Raw genomic sequence first — 14436 nt, 5'->3', positions numbered from 1 at the left:
GGCTACCGCCGCGCCTGCCTGGTTGCTGCGCGCCGAGCGCATACGCTGGGAGAACACACATGTGAGTCGGGAGAACAGGGCAATGAGCGAGAACGATGCGAACGCGCGTTTCCTCCGAGAATCCATCGTGGAGCCGTCTTCCATCGCACGCGCTCGCGCCAATGCGGTCGAGCTCGGAGCCGCGCCCGTCAGCGCCGTCGTCGGTTCGCAGATCGCAGTCCTCGCCGCAGCGACGAACGCTCGTTCGATCGTCGAGATCGGCACCGGAGCAGGCGTGTCCGGACTCTGGCTGCTGCGCGGAGCCCCGAACGCAGTGCTCACATCGATCGACAACGAACCCGAGCACCTGGCAGCAGCACGGCAGGCGTTCGCCGACGCGCGCGTCCCCGCGACTCGCGCTCGCTTCATCAGCGGCCGAGCGGCAGACGTCCTCCCCCGCATGAACGAGTCGTCGTACGACATCGTCCTGGTCGACGCCGACCCCGAGAACGTGATCGAGTACGTCGAGCACGGGCTGCGACTTGCTCGGGACGGTGGAATGGTGTTGGTTCCCCGCGTTCTCGCCGCCGGGCGTGTGGCAGATCCCGTCCAGCGCGACGCCGTCACGGCCGCGTACCGCTCTCTGATCCAGGAGACTCAGGAGTCGGCCGCGGTACTCGCGACCGTCTCGGCCTCGGGTGAGGGATTGCTTCAGCTGATCCGCGTCACGGACGCCTGACCGGCGCTACGAACACGAAGAGGGCGACGGATCGGTGATCCGTCGCCCTCTCATGTGTATATCCGCGCGTGGCGGACGGATGTCGATCAGGCTGGCGCCACGACGGCTGCCAGCACGTCGTGGAGTTCCTTCGCTTCTGCGTCGTTCACGGAAACGACCAGGCGGCCGCCGCCTTCGAGGGGGACGCGCACGATGATGAGTCGCCCTTCCTTCACGGCCTCCATGGGTCCGTCGCCAGTCCTCGGCTTCATCGCTGCCATCGTGGGCTCCTTTTCCTCCGGTGGTATCTCACCAGTTTATCGGGTGTCACCGAAGGCTGTATGTCTCCCGTGAAGAAATGCATCGAGCATTAACATTCAGGGCACCTGCCAGAACGTGTTGCCCAGGGCATACATGTGGTGGATCCATGCCCATTGTCCGATGACACACGCGACCAGTACACCGAGTCGCCACACCCGCGAGCGCGGGAGCGCCACCGCCCCCCAGAGCGGACTCATCGGCAGCAGCAACCGGAAGGTGCTGGACTGCGGGAAGAAGACCGCGAGCAGGTAGAGCAGGTAGCTCGCGCTCCACAGGCGCAGATCCGGGCCGAGGCGCCGCACCTGAGACGCGAAGAGCAGGGCGCATCCTGCGCCGGCGACGAGGATCACGAGAGCGACCAGCCCCGCAGCCTCCGGCAGCCCCCACTGGACGAACCAGAACTGCGCCGCCTGCACCCAGCCTTCGAAGGGCACGAAGCCTTCGACACCGCCCGCGACCCAGTTACGTCGCCATGCCAGCTCGGTCGCGAGATACGCGCCCGAGTCGCCGGTGACCGCACCGGCGATCCCCTGCCAGGCGAAACCGCACACCGTGGCCAGTGCACCCAGCGCGATGATGTGCACGACCTCACGTGCGTGCAGCGCCTCCTCACGACGGCGCGACCACCTCAGAATCCCATGCAGGCCGAGGAACAGGGCGAAGGCGAGGATTCCCGGGCGGGTGAACGCCATCACGGGGATCACGGCATAGAGCCATGCGTATCGGTGTCGGATGGTGAGGTCGAGCGCGAGGAAGAGGAGCAGCAGGAAGAGAGTCTCCGCATAGCCGACCTGGAACATGGCCGCGAGGGGGCCGCATGCGAAGAAGACGACCGACCACATCGCGGCCGATCGACCGACGCGGTCGCGAAGCAGGCGATGGAGCGCGAGACAGGCCAGATAGCCGGCGATGAAGGACAGCAGGAACGCGCCGGCACCCCAGGACCCGAACAGCATCCCCAGCAACTTGGCCGCGTATGCGAAGACAGGCATGAACGCCCAGGCGTTCTCGGCGACGTCGCCCGTGTCGGTTCGCGGGAGGTCGCTCGGGTAGCCCTGCTCTGCGACCAGCCAGTACCACTGCGCGTCCCACCCGAGAACGAAGTCGATCAGTCCTGGCTGAGCGCCGAATCGGGAGAGCGAGGTCGACTGCGCCGCGGCGCCGATCATGAGCCCGGTCGTCACGGCACGCGCAGCCAGATAGATCAGCGCGATCTGCAGCGGCAGCGCGAGCTGGGCCCAGCGGCGCGCGAGCCTCAGCGCGACGTGAGCCACGCGCGCAGTCCCCGCTCGACCGCGTCGATCTGAACGAGAGGGACCCGCTCTTCGTCGTGATGAGCGAGATGCGGGTCACCGGGACCGTAGTTGACGGCAGGGATGCCCAGCGCCGAGAACCGGGCGACGTCGGTCCACCCGTACTTCGGACGCGGCTCGGCACCGACGGCCTTCACGAACTCCTGGGCGATCGGAGCATCGAGACCCGGCCGTGCACCCTCGGCCGCGTCGGTGATCTGCACGTCGAAACCGGCGAACAGATTGCGGATGTGCGCTTCCGCGTCGGCGGCCGTCTTGCTCGGCGCGAACCGGTAGTTGACCTCGACCTCGCACGCATCGGGGATCACGTTGCCCGCAACCCCGCCGCTGATGCGCACGGCGCTCATGCTCTCGCGGTAGACCAGCCCTTCCACCGGCACCTCCCTGGCTCGGTACTCCGCCAGGCGAGCGAGGACGGGCGCCACGCGATGGATGGCGTTCTCGCCGATCCAGGCCCGGGCTGCGTGCGCGCGCACGCCGGAGGTGCGAACGATCGCACGCATCGTGCCGTTGCATCCGCCCTCGACCTCGCCGTTCGACGGCTCGCCGAGAATCGCGAAGTCGGCCTGGAAGAGGTCGGGTCGCACCGCGGCCAGCAACGCGAGGCCGTTCTTCGAGGCCTCGACCTCCTCGTTGTCGTACCACATCCAGGTGATGTCGACCGAGGGATCGGTGAGCTCTGCGGCGAGCTTCAGCTGCACCGCCGTGCCGCTCTTCATGTCGACCGTCCCCCGGCCCCAGAGGTGAGGGACACCATCGATCTCGATGTCCTTCGTCGGCACATTGTCGTTGATCGGCACTGTGTCGATGTGGCCAGCGATGGCGACGCGCTGGGCACGTCCCAGGTTCGTGCGGGCGACGATCGTGTTGCCGTGACGGAGCACCTCGAGATGGGAGTGCGCCGAGATCGCTTCTTCGATGGCATCCGCGAGCGCGGCCTCGTCGCCGGACACGCTCGGGATGTCGCAGATCGCACGGGTCAGGTCGATGGAGGACGCGGTCAGATCGAGCAGCATGCGTCCAGCCTACTTACACCGACATCCGTGTCATCGCCCTTGTCCGCTCGCGATACCGTGGAGGCATGAGTGAGGCGCGCACCGTGTGGGGTACCGGACTTTCGACGATCGCGGGCGACGGCACCGTGCTGGATGCCTGGTTCCCCGAAGTGACGACATCCGCCCCCACCGCCGATGCCGCAGCCGCCGCGCTCTCGGCCCTCGGCAGCCTGGTCGGACCCGACGCGCGCCGCAACGTCACGGTCGAGACCGTGCAGCTGCGGGTCGACCTCGACGCGTCACCGACATCCACTGTGGATGCCTACCTGCGCCTGCACGCGCTGTCTCATCTGGTGGTGCGCCCGAACGAACTCAACCTCGACGGCATCTTCGCCCATCTGCCCAACGTCGCATGGACGAACGCCGGTCCCGTGCATCCTGATGATGCGGCCAGGCTCCGTCCCCTTCTTCAGCGCGCAGGCATCCAGGTGCAGGGCCTCGACAAGTTCCCCCGCCTCACCGACTACGTGCAGCCCGCCGGCGTCCGCATCGCCGACGCGTCGCGCGTGCGCCTCGGCGCCCATCTCTCCCCCGGTACGACCGTCATGCACGAGGGCTTCGTGAACTTCAATGCCGGTACGCTCGGCTCCTCCATGGTCGAGGGACGCATCTCGCAGGGCGTCGTCGTCGGCGACGGCAGCGACATCGGGGGCGGATCGTCGATCATGGGAACCCTGTCCGGCGGCGGTGCGCATCGCGTCTCGATCGGCGCGCGCACTCTGCTGGGAGCCAACGCCGGGATCGGCATCTCGCTCGGCGACGACTGCGTGGTCGAGGCGGGGCTCTACGTCACCGCCGGAACCAAGATCGTGCTCGTCGACGGACCGGTGACCTCCGACGGCGGCAGGAAGACCGTGAAGGGCGCGGAGCTGTCGGGCCGGAACGGCCTGCTCTTCCGCCGCAACTCGCTGAGCGGAGCGGTCGAGGCCGTACGTCGTGCGGGTGTCGGCGTGACGCTCAACGAGGCGCTCCACGCCTGAGCGCGACGCGCGGGGAGACGCCGCGTCCCAGCCTTCTCCCCGTGGCGCGTGCTAGCCTGAACGCGACGCTCCTCGCGATGCGAGGCGTCTGCGTCGTCGACACGCTCCCGCGCCACTTGCCTGGTTCTGGCCATTTCGAACGGCGAAACGATGCGCGATCCCGCGCCGTCGCCCACCTTCCCGCACTCGGCCTCATCGGTTCATGCGTGCATTCTCGGAGATACTTCATGACTTCCTTCCTCGATCTCGGCGTGCCCGCCGACCTCGCCGCCGTCCTTGCGAAGGACGGCAAGACCGAGGCGTTCGCGATTCAGCGCGACACGCTTCCCGACTCCCTCGGCGGACGCGACCTGCTCGGCCGCGGCCGCACCGGCAGCGGCAAGACCATCGCGTTCGCGCTCCCCCTCGTCGCCCGCCTCGCCGCGTCGTCGCGCAAGAGCCGTCCCGGACACCCCCGCGGCCTCGTGCTCGCTCCGACCCGTGAACTCGCGACCCAGATCGCCGCGACCGTCGCGCCGCTCGCCGAGGCCAAGGGCCTGCGCGTCACCACCGTCTTCGGCGGGGTCAGCCAGCGCCCGCAGGAGCAGGCGATGCGCAACGGCGTCGACATCGTCGTGGCATGCCCCGGTCGCCTCGAAGACCTGATGAAGCAGCGCGTCGTGCAGCTCGACGCGGTCGAGGTCACCGTGCTCGACGAGGCCGACCACATGGCCGACCTCGGCTTCCTTCCCGGTGTCACCCGCATCCTCACCGCCACCCCGGCAGGCGGTCAGCGACTGCTGTTCAGCGCCACGCTCGACCGCGGCATCGACACGCTCGCCCGCCGCTTCCTGTCGAACGCCGTGAGCCACGAGGTCGACGAAGAGAGCGTTCCCGTCGGCGAGATGACGCACCGCGTGCTCGTCGTCGACTCCACCGACAACAAGACCACTCTCGTGCGCGATCTCGCATCGGGCACCGGGCGCCGCATCCTCTTCACCCGCACCAAGCACCAGGCGAAGAAGCTCGCGAAGCAGCTCACCGCCGCCGGCATCCCGGCCGTCGACCTGCACGGCAACCTGTCGCAGAACGCACGTGAGCGCAACCTCAGCGCCTTCTCCTCCGCACCCGAAGACGGCGGAGTGCGCGTTCTCGTCGCGACCGACGTGGCCGCCCGCGGCGTGCACGTCGACAACGTCGACCTCGTGGTGCACGTCGACCCGCCCATGGAGCACAAGGCGTACCTGCACCGCTCGGGTCGCACCGCGCGTGCGGGCGCAGCGGGCACGGTCGTCACGGTCGTGCTGCCCGAGCAGCGTCGCGATGTGAAGGACCTTCTTCGCAAGGCAGCCATCACCGCCGCCCTCGAGCCGCTCACCTCGGATGCGGTCACCGAGCTCGTCCCCGAGCGCGCACCCCACGTTCGTCCCGCTCCCGTCCAGGCACCGCAGCAGCAGCGTGCGTCGTCGAAGCAGCGCCCCGCGGGTGGCGAGCGCAACTCGGCGAGCACCCCGCCCTCGCGTCGCAGCCGTCGTCCGCGCTCCGGCCAGGGTGGTCAGGGCGGCCAGGGGGCACAGGCCGGCGCACGTCAGGGTGGCCAGTCCCGCTCCGGCGGTCAGGGCGGCCGCGGTCGCAGCTCTCAGGGTCGCTGACCCCTGCACGACACCCGCGGGTGCGCCGATGCTCAGGCATCGACGCACCCGCTCGTCGTTTCCGGGTCAGCCCGCAGCGCGACGCGCTTCGGCCAGGACCTCAGGGTCCGAGCATCCGCGGACGAACCCTGCGAGGCGTCGTCTGATCTCGAAGCCGAGCACCCGCACGCCGATCCATTCGGCCAAGGGAGCGATCCACTCCGGGCGACATGAGAAGTTGTACTTCCAGACGGCGAGCGTGCCCCCAGCCACCGCGGTGAACCGCCAGCCGCCGCCGAGCTTGGTGAAGAACCACGGCCCGGACTCCATCACCATACCGACGTTGCGTGGCGGCGCGTACGACACGTAACGGCTCACCATCGAGAGGCCGAAGCGCTGTCGCGTGAAGGTACGGACGTCCTTGGCCGCGACCTCCGCCCCATCGAGGAAATGCTGCTCGCTGATGAACGGATCCCACCGGCGACGCACCGCTCCGGTGGTCTGCGAGACCGCGAAGGCCGTCGCCGGATCCACCGGAACGACGGCCTCTGCAGTGACGACGGGCATCGCGCCTCGGATCAGCGGGTCTGGAAGGTTCGCTCCGGGGATCCCGTGTAGAGCTGCTGCGGGCGGCCGATCTTGGTCTGCGGGTCGAGCTGCAGCTCGCGCCACTGCGCGAGCCAGCCGGGCAGGCGTCCGATCGCGAACAGCACGGTGAACATGCGCGTCGGGAAGCCCATCGCCTTGTAGATGACCCCGGTGTAGAAGTCGACGTTGGGGTAGAGACGACGCTCCCTGAAGTAGTCGTCGGCGAGCGCGAGCTCCTCGAGTTCCTGAGCGAGGTCGAGCAGCGGGTCGGTGACGCCCAGCTCGGCGAGCACTTCGCCGGCGGCTTCCTTGACGAGCTTGGCACGGGGGTCGTAGTTCTTGTAGACCCGGTGCCCGAAGCCCATCAGCTTCACGCCCTCTTCTTTGTTCTTCACCCGCTCGACGAAGCGGGAGACGCTCTGCCCCGAGTCGCGGATCTGCCCGAGCATCGTGAGAACGGCTTCGTTCGCACCGCCGTGCAGGGGGCCCGAGAGGGCCTGGATGCCGGCCGAGATCGAGGCGAACTGGTTCGCACCCGTCGATCCGACCAGGCGCACGGTCGAGGTCGACGCGTTCTGCTCGTGGTCCTCGTGCAGGATGAGCAGCAGCTCGAGCGCCTTCGACATCACGGGGTTGACCTCGTACTCCTCCGAATGCACACCGAAGTTGAGCTTCAGGAAGTTCTCGACGAAGCCGAGCGAGTTGTCGGGGTAGAGGAACGCCTGACCGACGCTCTTCTTGTGCGCATACGCAGCGATCACCGGGAGTTTGGCGAGCATGCGGATCATGTTGAGTTCGACATGCTCGGGATTGTGCGGGTCGGTCTGGCCCTCGTAGTAGGTCGAGAGAGCCGCGACCGCCGACGACAGCACCGACATCGGGTGCGCGGTGTGCGGCAGGGCCGAGAAGAAGCGCTTGAGATCCTCGTGCAGCAGCGTGTGGCGACGGATCTTCTCGTCGAACTCCGCCAGCTCGGCAGCCGACGGAAGCTCGCCGTAGATCAGGAGCCAGGCGACCTCGAGGTAGCTCGTGTTGCCCGCGAGCTGCTCGATCGGGTAACCGCGGTAGCGCAGGATGCCCTTGTCGCCGTCGATGAACGTGATGTCCGACTTGGTGGATGCCGTGTTGACGAACCCGTAGTCCAACCCCGTGTAGCCGGTCTGGCGGGTCAGCGTCGAGAAATCGATGCTGTCGTTCCCCGCCGTGCCGCGCACGAGCGGGAACTCCGCTGTCGTATCGCCGATCGTCAGCTTCGCCGTCGCCTGCTGCTCTGCCGCTGCGCTCACGCGGGCCTCCTCGTGGATGTTCATCAAAGCCGGATGTGGCGAATGTCACGGCGCTGTGCGCCGGGCCGGATCGAGATCATCGATACACGACCGAATCGCCTCTACAGCCTAGTAGGCGCACTGGCCTACTGTGACATCGGACAAAAGAAGGCGTGCGTTGAGGCGAGAACCTACAAGGCGTGTGAGTGAAGGCGGCGTGCACCCTCGACGATCCGCTCCGTCGGCGCGGTCAGCGCGAGCCTGACGTGCTGACCCGAGTGCGGACCGTAGAAGGGCCCCGGTCCCGCCAGAATGCCGAGATCCGCGAGACGCGCGATGCTCTCCCACGCGTCCTTCCTCTCGGTCGCCCAGAGGTAGAGACCCGCCTCGGATCCATCGATCCGGAAGCCAGCGGCCTCGAGCGCGGGTCGCAGAACGTCGCGTCGACGCCGATACAGCTCCTTCTGCGCCGCAACGTGCTCGTCGTCGCCCAGCGCGACAGCCATGGCGTGCTGCACGGGCTCGGGCGGCATCAGGCCGAGATGCTTGCGTGCCGTGAGCAGTTCGCCGACGATGCGCGCGCATCCTGCGACGAACGCCGCGCGGTACCCGGCGAGATTCGACTGCTTGCTGAGCGAGTACACGCTCAGCAGATTGGCTCGGCTGTCTCCTGCGACGCGCGGGTCGAGGATCGAGGGAATGGGCTCGCTCGCCCAGCGGCCGTCCCAGCCGAGCTCCGCGTAGCACTCGTCGCTGGCGAGCACGGCTCCGATCTCGCGCGCGCGTCGGACTGCCGTCGAGAGCTCATCGACCGTCCAGGTGCGCCCGTCGGGGTTTCCCGGAGTGTTGATCCAGATCAGCTTCGCGCCTTCGGGCCATTCGGCCGGGTCGTCGGCGGCCAGCGGCGTCGCGCCCACGACGCGGGCGCCCACCTCGTACGTCGGGTAGGCGATACGCGGATGCACCACGATGTCGCCCTCGCCGAGCCCGAGGAGCGTGGGCAGCAGCGCGACGAGTTCTTTGGAGCCGATGGTCGGAAGCACGTTCGCCACGGTGAGATCCGGCACTCCCCTGCGCCGCGCATACCAGTCGACGATCGCCTCGCGCAGCGCCGGGGTCCCGACGGTCTGAGGGTACGCGTGCGCATCCGTCGCCTCGGACAGAGCCCGGCGGATCAGCTCCGGGGTCGGATCGACCGGCGAGCCCACCGACAGGTCGACGATGCCCTGCGGATGCAGGGACGCGCGCTCACGGTAGGGAACGACCGCATCCCAGGGATAGTCGGCCAGATCGCGCACACTCATCGACTACTCGCCCTGAGGCGGGAGGGCAGCGATGATCGGGTGGTCGTGCGCGATGACTCCGACCTTGGCCGCGCCTCCGGGAGAGCCGACCTCGTCGAAGAACTCGACGTTGGCCTTGTAGTAGTCCTGCCACTCGTCGGGGAGGTCGTCTTCGTAGTAGATCGCCTCGACGGGGCAGACCGGCTCGCATGCACCGCAGTCGACGCATTCGTCGGGATGGATGTACAGCGAGCGTTCGCCCTCGTAGATACAGTCAACGGGGCACTCGTCGATGCAGGCGCGATCCTTGACATCGACGCACGGAAGGGCGATCACATACGTCACCCCTTCAGTCTACGACTCGCGACCTGTCCGATCGTCCAGCGCCGACCGGCGAGTGAGTGGCGAAGCGTCGTCGACCGCAGGATACGCAGTCGACGCAGCCGGCTCGGCACCCGCGTCCGTGCGGACGGGCAGCCGCGACAGAGAGGGCCAGGCGACCGCGAGCAGCACGAGTCCCGCGACGAGGTAGATCCAGATCCGGCCGCTGACGGTGTCCTGCACCACCACGGAACCCCCGGGACCGACGCCCGAGATGAGAACGAGCATGCCGACCATCCCGAGGCCCGCCGCGAGGGTCGCACCACGGTCGTGCGTCAGTGACCTGATCGCGATGAGGATCGCTCCGCACGCCACCGCTCCGACGATGAGCCCGACGGGGATCGGACCCCACATCAGACTGTGGCCGATCGTCCCGGCGATGCCGAACACGCCGCCGACCAGGGCCGCGGCGATCCAGGAGAGCACCCGGGAGATCCATCCGATACGCACGAGACGATCTTACGCGCGACGCGCGCACCTCGCCGGTCAGGCGGCGAGGCCCAGCACGCGCAGAAGCGCTGCGACGGCTGCGGCGGCGACCACCACGACGAGGAAGGACTGCTTCATCCAGAGCAGTCCTGCGGCGACGAGCACCGCCGGCAGCCGGGCGTCGACCATGACAGCCTGTCCGGCGCCCAGCGTCTGCACGGCGACCAGCGCCGCGAGCAGGGCGACCGTCAGCAGATCCGTGACTCGGGCCGGCCGCGGCTCCTCCAGGACCGACGGCGGCACGAGGTAGCCCACCGCCTTGAGCGCCAGGCAGATGACAGCGGCGAGCAGTACCGCGCTCCAGACGCTCATGTCGACCCTCCTGCGGAAGCGGACGCGGAAGCGGAGTCGCCCTCGCGGCCGAACCAGTTGAACCAGCCGACGACGATCGCCACGACAGCAGCGACCAGAACGGGAAGACCGGGCATGATGAACGGGGTGCACGCGGCCGCGACGACCGCGGCCGCGACACCGACAGCGATCGCCTGGCGCTCCCTGAGCCGTGGCCACAGGAGTGCGAGGAAGGCCGCGGCCGCCGCCGCATCCAGCCCCCACGTCTTCGGGTCGCCGAGCACATCACCGACGAGTGCGCCGACCAGAGTCGTGATGTTCCAGCCGACGAAGATCCCGATGCCGGTGACCCAGAAGCCGACCCGGCGCAGTCGGGGGTCCTGCTGCGAGATCGACACGGCGGTCGACTCGTCGATCGTGAAATGCGCCGCGGCGACGCGACGGCCACGGGTCGTTCCGACGATCGGCGACATGCGCATGCCGTAGGCCACGTTGCGCACTCCGAGCAGCCCGGCCGAAGCGATCGCAGAGGGCAGAGCGGCGACCCCTCCCGCCGCGAAGACCCCGATGAACGCGAACTGCGAGCCGCCGGTGAACATCAGCAGGCTGAGCACGCACGTCTGCCAGACGTCGAGGCCCGACGCCACGGACAGGGCCCCGAACGAGACGCCGTACGCGCTCGTCGCAAGCACTACGCCGAGAGCCTCGCGCCACACCTCACGCTCGGCGCTCATACCCGCCCCGTTCGGCACAGTGAACACATGTAGATCATTCTGAACACGCTCAGGAGGATCGTCAAGCGAACGTTCGTTTGACATGATGAACACATGGATGAACTCCGCACCCGGATCTCCCGAACCCTGCGTCGAGAACGAGAGGCCGCCGGCTTCTCGGTCTCGGAGCTCGCACGACGCGCGAAGATCTCGAAGGCGACCGTCTCACAACTCGAGTCCGGTGCGGGGAACCCCAGCGTCGAGACCCTGTGGGCACTGGGAGTGGCGTTGAACGTGCCGTTCGCCGTGCTCGTCGACCAGCAGACGAACGCACCCACCCTCATCCGCGCCGATGCGCACGCCGGCGTCCCCTCCGCTGCTGCTGCGTACAGCGCGACGCTGCTCTCGGCCAGCCCTCCCGGAGCACGACGCGATGTCTATCTCATCCAGGGAGAACCCGGCGACCCGCGGCGCTCGGATCCGCACCACAGCGGCACCACCGAGCATGTGATCCTCGTGTCGGGACAGGCCCGTGTCGGCCCCGTCGCGGACCCCGTGCTGCTGAACCCGGGAGACTACCTCTCCTACCCCGGCGATGCGCCGCACGTGTTCGAGGCGATGGCGCCCGGAACCAGCGCGGTGCTCATCTCGGAGCTGCGCTGACCTCAGTCGCCGCCGACTGTGGGGGAAGGATCCGGGATCTCGTCGGGCTTGTACCGCGGCAGCCTCGACGCAGGCAGGATCGCCACGGCGCTGATCCCCGCGAGGATGAGCAACCCCAGCCGCAGCGTTCCGAGGCGCGCCTGTTCGTTCACGGCCACCGCGGCATCGACCTGCGCGGGCGTGGCGTCGGTCAGTTCCAGAACGGCGCGGAGGTCGTCGTTGCTGACGAAGTTCACCGCGTCGAGGTCGACCTGCGCCACGAGCTCCGGCGGCAGCTCGGGGTTCTCCACGACGGCGCGACCGACGCTCAGACCGAGCAGCGACACCAGCAGGGCACCCGCGAGCGCTGTTCCCACCGCGGAGGCGAGGTTCTGCGTCGTCCCCCGTAGAGATCCCACATCACCGGCCAGCTCCGACGGAGCCGACGTCACCAGAACGTTGAAGACCAGCGTGACGAGCGCCCCCTGGCCGATGCCGAAGATCACCAGACCGAGAATCGTCGGGAGCGTCTCCCAGTTGTTGTTCACCACGAACGAGAGCCACACGAGCGCAGCGGTGGTGAGGATGAACCCGAACACACCGATCACGCGCGGCGGATACGTCTTGTAGAAGCGCACCACCAGCGTCGCTGTGATGAACACCGTGAGGTTGAAGGGCATCATGGCGAGCGAGGTGTCGAACGGGGTGCGTCCCTGAACGATCTGTATGTAGAGCGGAATCGTGAAGTTCACGCACGCTTCGAGCGCGACCACGATGAACATCGCATAGACCGCCGCCCGCTCCTTCGACGAGTCGAGCACACTCAGGTCGATCAGAGGCACCTTGCCCTCGGCCATGCGTCTGCGCGTCCACACGAAGAAGAACTGGCCGAGCACCACGCCCACCACGATGAACACCGGCGCCGGTGAGAGACCGAGAACGCTGAACGGGGCCGCCTCGGTGGCCGCGATCGCGCCCCACCCGTTCAGATTGTTGAAGCCCAGCGTCAGGAGGACGATCGCCGCACCGATGAGGAGGGAGGCCACCAGATCGATCCGGATCGACGCGTCTCCCCGATCCCCGCGCAGGGTGAAGCTGAATGCGAAGACGATCACGGCGATGCCGAAGACGATGACGAACATCGGCCGCCATCCGACGAGAGTGCCGAGGGTGCCGCCGATGAGGAACGCCGTGACGCCCGAGATGGCGCGGGCCGATCCGATCGCACCGATCGCGGTGGCTTGCTGCGCGCCGCGGTAGTTCTCGGCGATCAGCGCCACGATGGACGGCACGATGATGGCGGCGGCCGCACCCGCGACGGCTTGACCCGCGATCGCCCATCCGACGCTCGGCGCGAAGATCATGAACAGCGACGACGCGGCGAAGAGCACGATGACGACGCGGAAGATGAGCACCCATCCCACGCGCTGTCCGAGTTTGGCACCGGTCATGACGAGCGCGGCGACGGCGAGTCCGTACATGACGATCGTGGTGCTCGCGACAGTCGGCGGCACACCGAAATCGCTGACGATGCCGCCGAGCGAGATCGGCAGCGCGGCCACGTTGAACGACATCAGCACCTGCGCGAGGAAGAGGCTGGCGAGCGGCATCCACGATGCCTTCGTGGTCGAGGAGGGAGACGTGGTCTGGGTCATGGCAGTGTCCTCCGAACGGGATGCGTGTGGATGTCAGGTCTCGGGGTGGTCCGATGACGACGCCGGGGCCGAGGCGAAGAGGTTCAACCCCAGGGAGCGCGAGAGATGTCCGATCGCGAGCTGCGAGCGCACCGAGTTTCCCGCGTGGTCGAGCCGCGGTGAGAATCCGGCCACCGCACCTTTGCCAGGAGCGACGGCGACGATGCCTCCCGCGACACCGGACTTGGCCGGGAGGCCGATCTCGAAGAGCCACTCCCCCGAGCGCTCGTACAGACCTGTCGAGGCGACCACGGCGAGCGTATCGCGGCACACGTCGGCCGAGACCACGCGCTCACCGGTCACAGGGTTCACTCCACCGTCGGCGAGCGTCGCCCCCATCACCGCCAGATCATGAGCCGTGACGCTGAGTGCGCACTGCCGCGTGTAGACGTCGACCACCTCGTCGGGATCCCCCTCGAGCCTGCCGTAGCTGCGCAGCAGACGTCCGATCGCGCGATTGCGGTCGTTCGTCTCGGCCTCCGACGAATACACGACTCCGTCCAACGTCAGCGGCCGCCCTGCGAACGCCGAGAGTCCGTCGCTGAGCCGCTCCCACTGCTCGGCCGGGGTGCTGCCGGGCACGAGTGCCGTGGTGGCGATCGCGCCGGCGTTGACCATCGGGTTCATCGGATGACCGCCGTTGAGCTCGATGGCGACCACGGAGTTGAACGGCAGCCCGGTGTTGTTCACACCGACGATGTCCCTCACGAGCGCGTGCCCGTGCTCCTGGATCGCGAGTGCGTACACGAACATCTTCGAGATCGATTGGATAGAGAAGCTGTGCAGCGCGTCGCCCGCATCGTGCAGTCCGCCGTTCGACTCGATCAACGCGAGTCCGAAGAGCTCCGGGTCGACCTCGGCCAGAAGGGGGATGTAGTCGGCGACCGCTCCGCTGCGCTCATCCGCGTATCGCCGATGCGCTTCTCGAACGAGCTCATCCACACGGTCCCAACCCGGAAGCGAGCCTGTGGAGACGCTCTGGGTGACGCCGGTGAGCACAGCAGGGTCCACACGTCCTCCTCAGGATCGACGACGCCCCAGCCATCTTCCGCTCACCGTAGCGCCAGAGACGGCCCCCTGCCTAGGGCAGAGGGCCGTCATGTCAGCATTCCGG

At 68.0% G+C, this 14436-nt stretch carries 16 protein-coding genes; 4 read left to right on the top strand and 12 right to left on the bottom strand.

Features of this window, described 5'->3' with window-relative positions; all coding sequences use genetic code 11:
• The first annotated feature begins 82 nt into the window (after window positions 1–82).
• Entirely contained in the window at window positions 83–718 is a 636-nt protein-coding gene (locus AC3WS6_RS08060) for an O-methyltransferase (protein WP_492500521.1), read from the top strand.
• Window positions 719–804: 86 nt separating this feature from the next.
• Here AC3WS6_RS08060 and AC3WS6_RS08055 read toward each other — a convergent pair whose 3' ends face one another.
• The 3 genes from AC3WS6_RS08055 to dapE form a co-directional block, all read right to left on the bottom strand.
• Window positions 805–978, bottom strand: coding sequence for a DUF3117 domain-containing protein (locus AC3WS6_RS08055; protein WP_017203323.1), 174 nt, complete (start codon window positions 976–978; stop codon window positions 805–807).
• A 96-nt stretch (window positions 979–1074) separates the two neighbouring features.
• A complete protein-coding gene (locus AC3WS6_RS08050; protein WP_492500520.1) occupies window positions 1075–2292 on the bottom strand; it encodes a hypothetical protein in 1218 nt (405 codons plus the stop codon).
• Entirely contained in the window at window positions 2274–3347 is a 1074-nt protein-coding gene (gene dapE / locus AC3WS6_RS08045; RefSeq protein ID WP_492500519.1) for a succinyl-diaminopimelate desuccinylase, read from the bottom strand. The genes AC3WS6_RS08050 and dapE overlap by 19 nt, the downstream gene beginning before the upstream one ends.
• 65 nt (window positions 3348–3412) lie before the next feature.
• On the opposite strand from dapE, the gene dapD reads away from it, so the two are divergent.
• Window positions 3413–4366 (top strand): 2,3,4,5-tetrahydropyridine-2,6-dicarboxylate N-succinyltransferase, encoded by a 954-nt coding sequence (dapD, locus tag AC3WS6_RS08040; RefSeq protein WP_492500518.1) that lies wholly within the window; start codon window positions 3413–3415, stop codon window positions 4364–4366.
• Between the two features lie 227 nt (window positions 4367–4593).
• The gene (locus tag AC3WS6_RS08035) at window positions 4594–5997 is read left to right on the top strand and encodes a DEAD/DEAH box helicase (RefSeq protein WP_492500517.1); all 1404 of its coding nucleotides are present in this window, start codon (window positions 4594–4596) and stop codon (window positions 5995–5997) included.
• Between the two features lie 66 nt (window positions 5998–6063).
• Here AC3WS6_RS08035 and AC3WS6_RS08030 read toward each other — a convergent pair whose 3' ends face one another.
• The 7 genes from AC3WS6_RS08030 to AC3WS6_RS08000 all read right to left on the bottom strand — a co-directional run bounded on the left by AC3WS6_RS08030 (window position 6064) and on the right by AC3WS6_RS08000 (window position 11007).
• On the bottom strand, window positions 6064–6543 hold the full coding sequence (locus AC3WS6_RS08030; protein WP_492500516.1) for an SRPBCC family protein: 480 nt from the start codon (window positions 6541–6543) through the stop codon (window positions 6064–6066).
• Window positions 6544–6554: 11 nt separating this feature from the next.
• Complete coding sequence (locus AC3WS6_RS08025; RefSeq protein WP_492500515.1) at window positions 6555–7874, bottom strand: citrate synthase; 1320 nt, start codon at window positions 7872–7874, stop codon at window positions 6555–6557.
• Window positions 7875–8020: 146 nt separating this feature from the next.
• Window positions 8021–9133, bottom strand: coding sequence for a succinyldiaminopimelate transaminase (gene dapC, locus AC3WS6_RS08020; RefSeq protein ID WP_492500514.1), 1113 nt, complete (start codon window positions 9131–9133; stop codon window positions 8021–8023).
• A gap of 3 nt (window positions 9134–9136) precedes the next feature.
• Window positions 9137–9457, bottom strand: coding sequence for a ferredoxin (fdxA, locus tag AC3WS6_RS08015; RefSeq protein WP_042542002.1), 321 nt, complete (start codon window positions 9455–9457; stop codon window positions 9137–9139).
• A 9-nt stretch (window positions 9458–9466) separates the two neighbouring features.
• On the bottom strand, window positions 9467–9943 hold the full coding sequence (locus tag AC3WS6_RS08010; protein WP_492500513.1) for a histidinol dehydrogenase: 477 nt from the start codon (window positions 9941–9943) through the stop codon (window positions 9467–9469).
• Between the two features lie 36 nt (window positions 9944–9979).
• Window positions 9980–10294, bottom strand: a complete 315-nt coding sequence (locus AC3WS6_RS08005; protein ID WP_492500512.1) for an AzlD domain-containing protein — start codon at window positions 10292–10294, stop codon at window positions 9980–9982.
• Window positions 10291–11007 (bottom strand): AzlC family ABC transporter permease, encoded by a 717-nt coding sequence (locus AC3WS6_RS08000; RefSeq protein WP_492500511.1) that lies wholly within the window; start codon window positions 11005–11007, stop codon window positions 10291–10293. Before AC3WS6_RS08000 ends, AC3WS6_RS08005 begins: the two co-directional genes overlap by 4 nt.
• A gap of 93 nt (window positions 11008–11100) precedes the next feature.
• Between AC3WS6_RS08000 and AC3WS6_RS07995 the strand changes: the two genes are divergently transcribed.
• Window positions 11101–11649 carry a helix-turn-helix domain-containing protein gene (locus AC3WS6_RS07995; RefSeq protein WP_492500510.1) on the top strand — a complete coding sequence of 183 codons (549 nt, stop codon included), beginning with the start codon at window positions 11101–11103 and terminating at the stop codon, window positions 11647–11649.
• Window positions 11650–11651: 2 nt separating this feature from the next.
• On the opposite strand, the gene AC3WS6_RS07990 is transcribed toward AC3WS6_RS07995, so the two are convergent.
• Both AC3WS6_RS07990 and glsA read right to left on the bottom strand, forming a co-directional pair.
• A complete protein-coding gene (locus tag AC3WS6_RS07990; RefSeq protein WP_492500509.1) occupies window positions 11652–13283 on the bottom strand; it encodes an MFS transporter in 1632 nt (543 codons plus the stop codon).
• Window positions 13284–13316: 33 nt separating this feature from the next.
• Window positions 13317–14333, bottom strand: coding sequence for a glutaminase A (glsA, locus tag AC3WS6_RS07985; RefSeq protein ID WP_492500508.1), 1017 nt, complete (start codon window positions 14331–14333; stop codon window positions 13317–13319).
• Window positions 14334–14436 lie beyond the last annotated feature (103 nt).

This window comes from Microbacterium sp. EB106-03-03-XG65 (assembly GCF_058791955.1).
Note: the sequence above shows the minus strand (reverse complement) of the source record. Positions and strands in the feature narration are given on the sequence as shown.

What these genes read in the sequence shown, in the direction of transcription:
- AC3WS6_RS08060 (WP_492500521.1), top strand. Translation starts at nt 83, where the DNA reads ATGAGCGAGAACGATGCGAACGCGCGTTTCCTCCGAGAATCCATCGTG.
- AC3WS6_RS08055 (WP_017203323.1), bottom strand. Translation starts at nt 978, where the DNA reads ATGGCAGCGATGAAGCCGAGGACTGGCGACGGACCCATGGAGGCCGTG.
- dapE (WP_492500519.1), bottom strand. Translation starts at nt 3,347, where the DNA reads ATGCTGCTCGATCTGACCGCGTCCTCCATCGACCTGACCCGTGCGATC.
- dapD (WP_492500518.1), top strand. Translation starts at nt 3,413, where the DNA reads ATGAGTGAGGCGCGCACCGTGTGGGGTACCGGACTTTCGACGATCGCG.
- AC3WS6_RS08035 (WP_492500517.1), top strand. Translation starts at nt 4,594, where the DNA reads ATGACTTCCTTCCTCGATCTCGGCGTGCCCGCCGACCTCGCCGCCGTC.
- AC3WS6_RS08030 (WP_492500516.1), bottom strand. Translation starts at nt 6,543, where the DNA reads ATGCCCGTCGTCACTGCAGAGGCCGTCGTTCCGGTGGATCCGGCGACG.
- AC3WS6_RS08025 (WP_492500515.1), bottom strand. Translation starts at nt 7,874, where the DNA reads ATGAACATCCACGAGGAGGCCCGCGTGAGCGCAGCGGCAGAGCAGCAG.
- dapC (WP_492500514.1), bottom strand. Translation starts at nt 9,133, where the DNA reads ATGAGTGTGCGCGATCTGGCCGACTATCCCTGGGATGCGGTCGTTCCC.
- AC3WS6_RS08005 (WP_492500512.1), bottom strand. Translation starts at nt 10,294, where the DNA reads ATGAGCGTCTGGAGCGCGGTACTGCTCGCCGCTGTCATCTGCCTGGCG.
- AC3WS6_RS08000 (WP_492500511.1), bottom strand. Translation starts at nt 11,007, where the DNA reads ATGAGCGCCGAGCGTGAGGTGTGGCGCGAGGCTCTCGGCGTAGTGCTT.
- AC3WS6_RS07995 (WP_492500510.1), top strand. Translation starts at nt 11,101, where the DNA reads ATGGATGAACTCCGCACCCGGATCTCCCGAACCCTGCGTCGAGAACGA.
- AC3WS6_RS07990 (WP_492500509.1), bottom strand. Translation starts at nt 13,283, where the DNA reads ATGACCCAGACCACGTCTCCCTCCTCGACCACGAAGGCATCGTGGATG.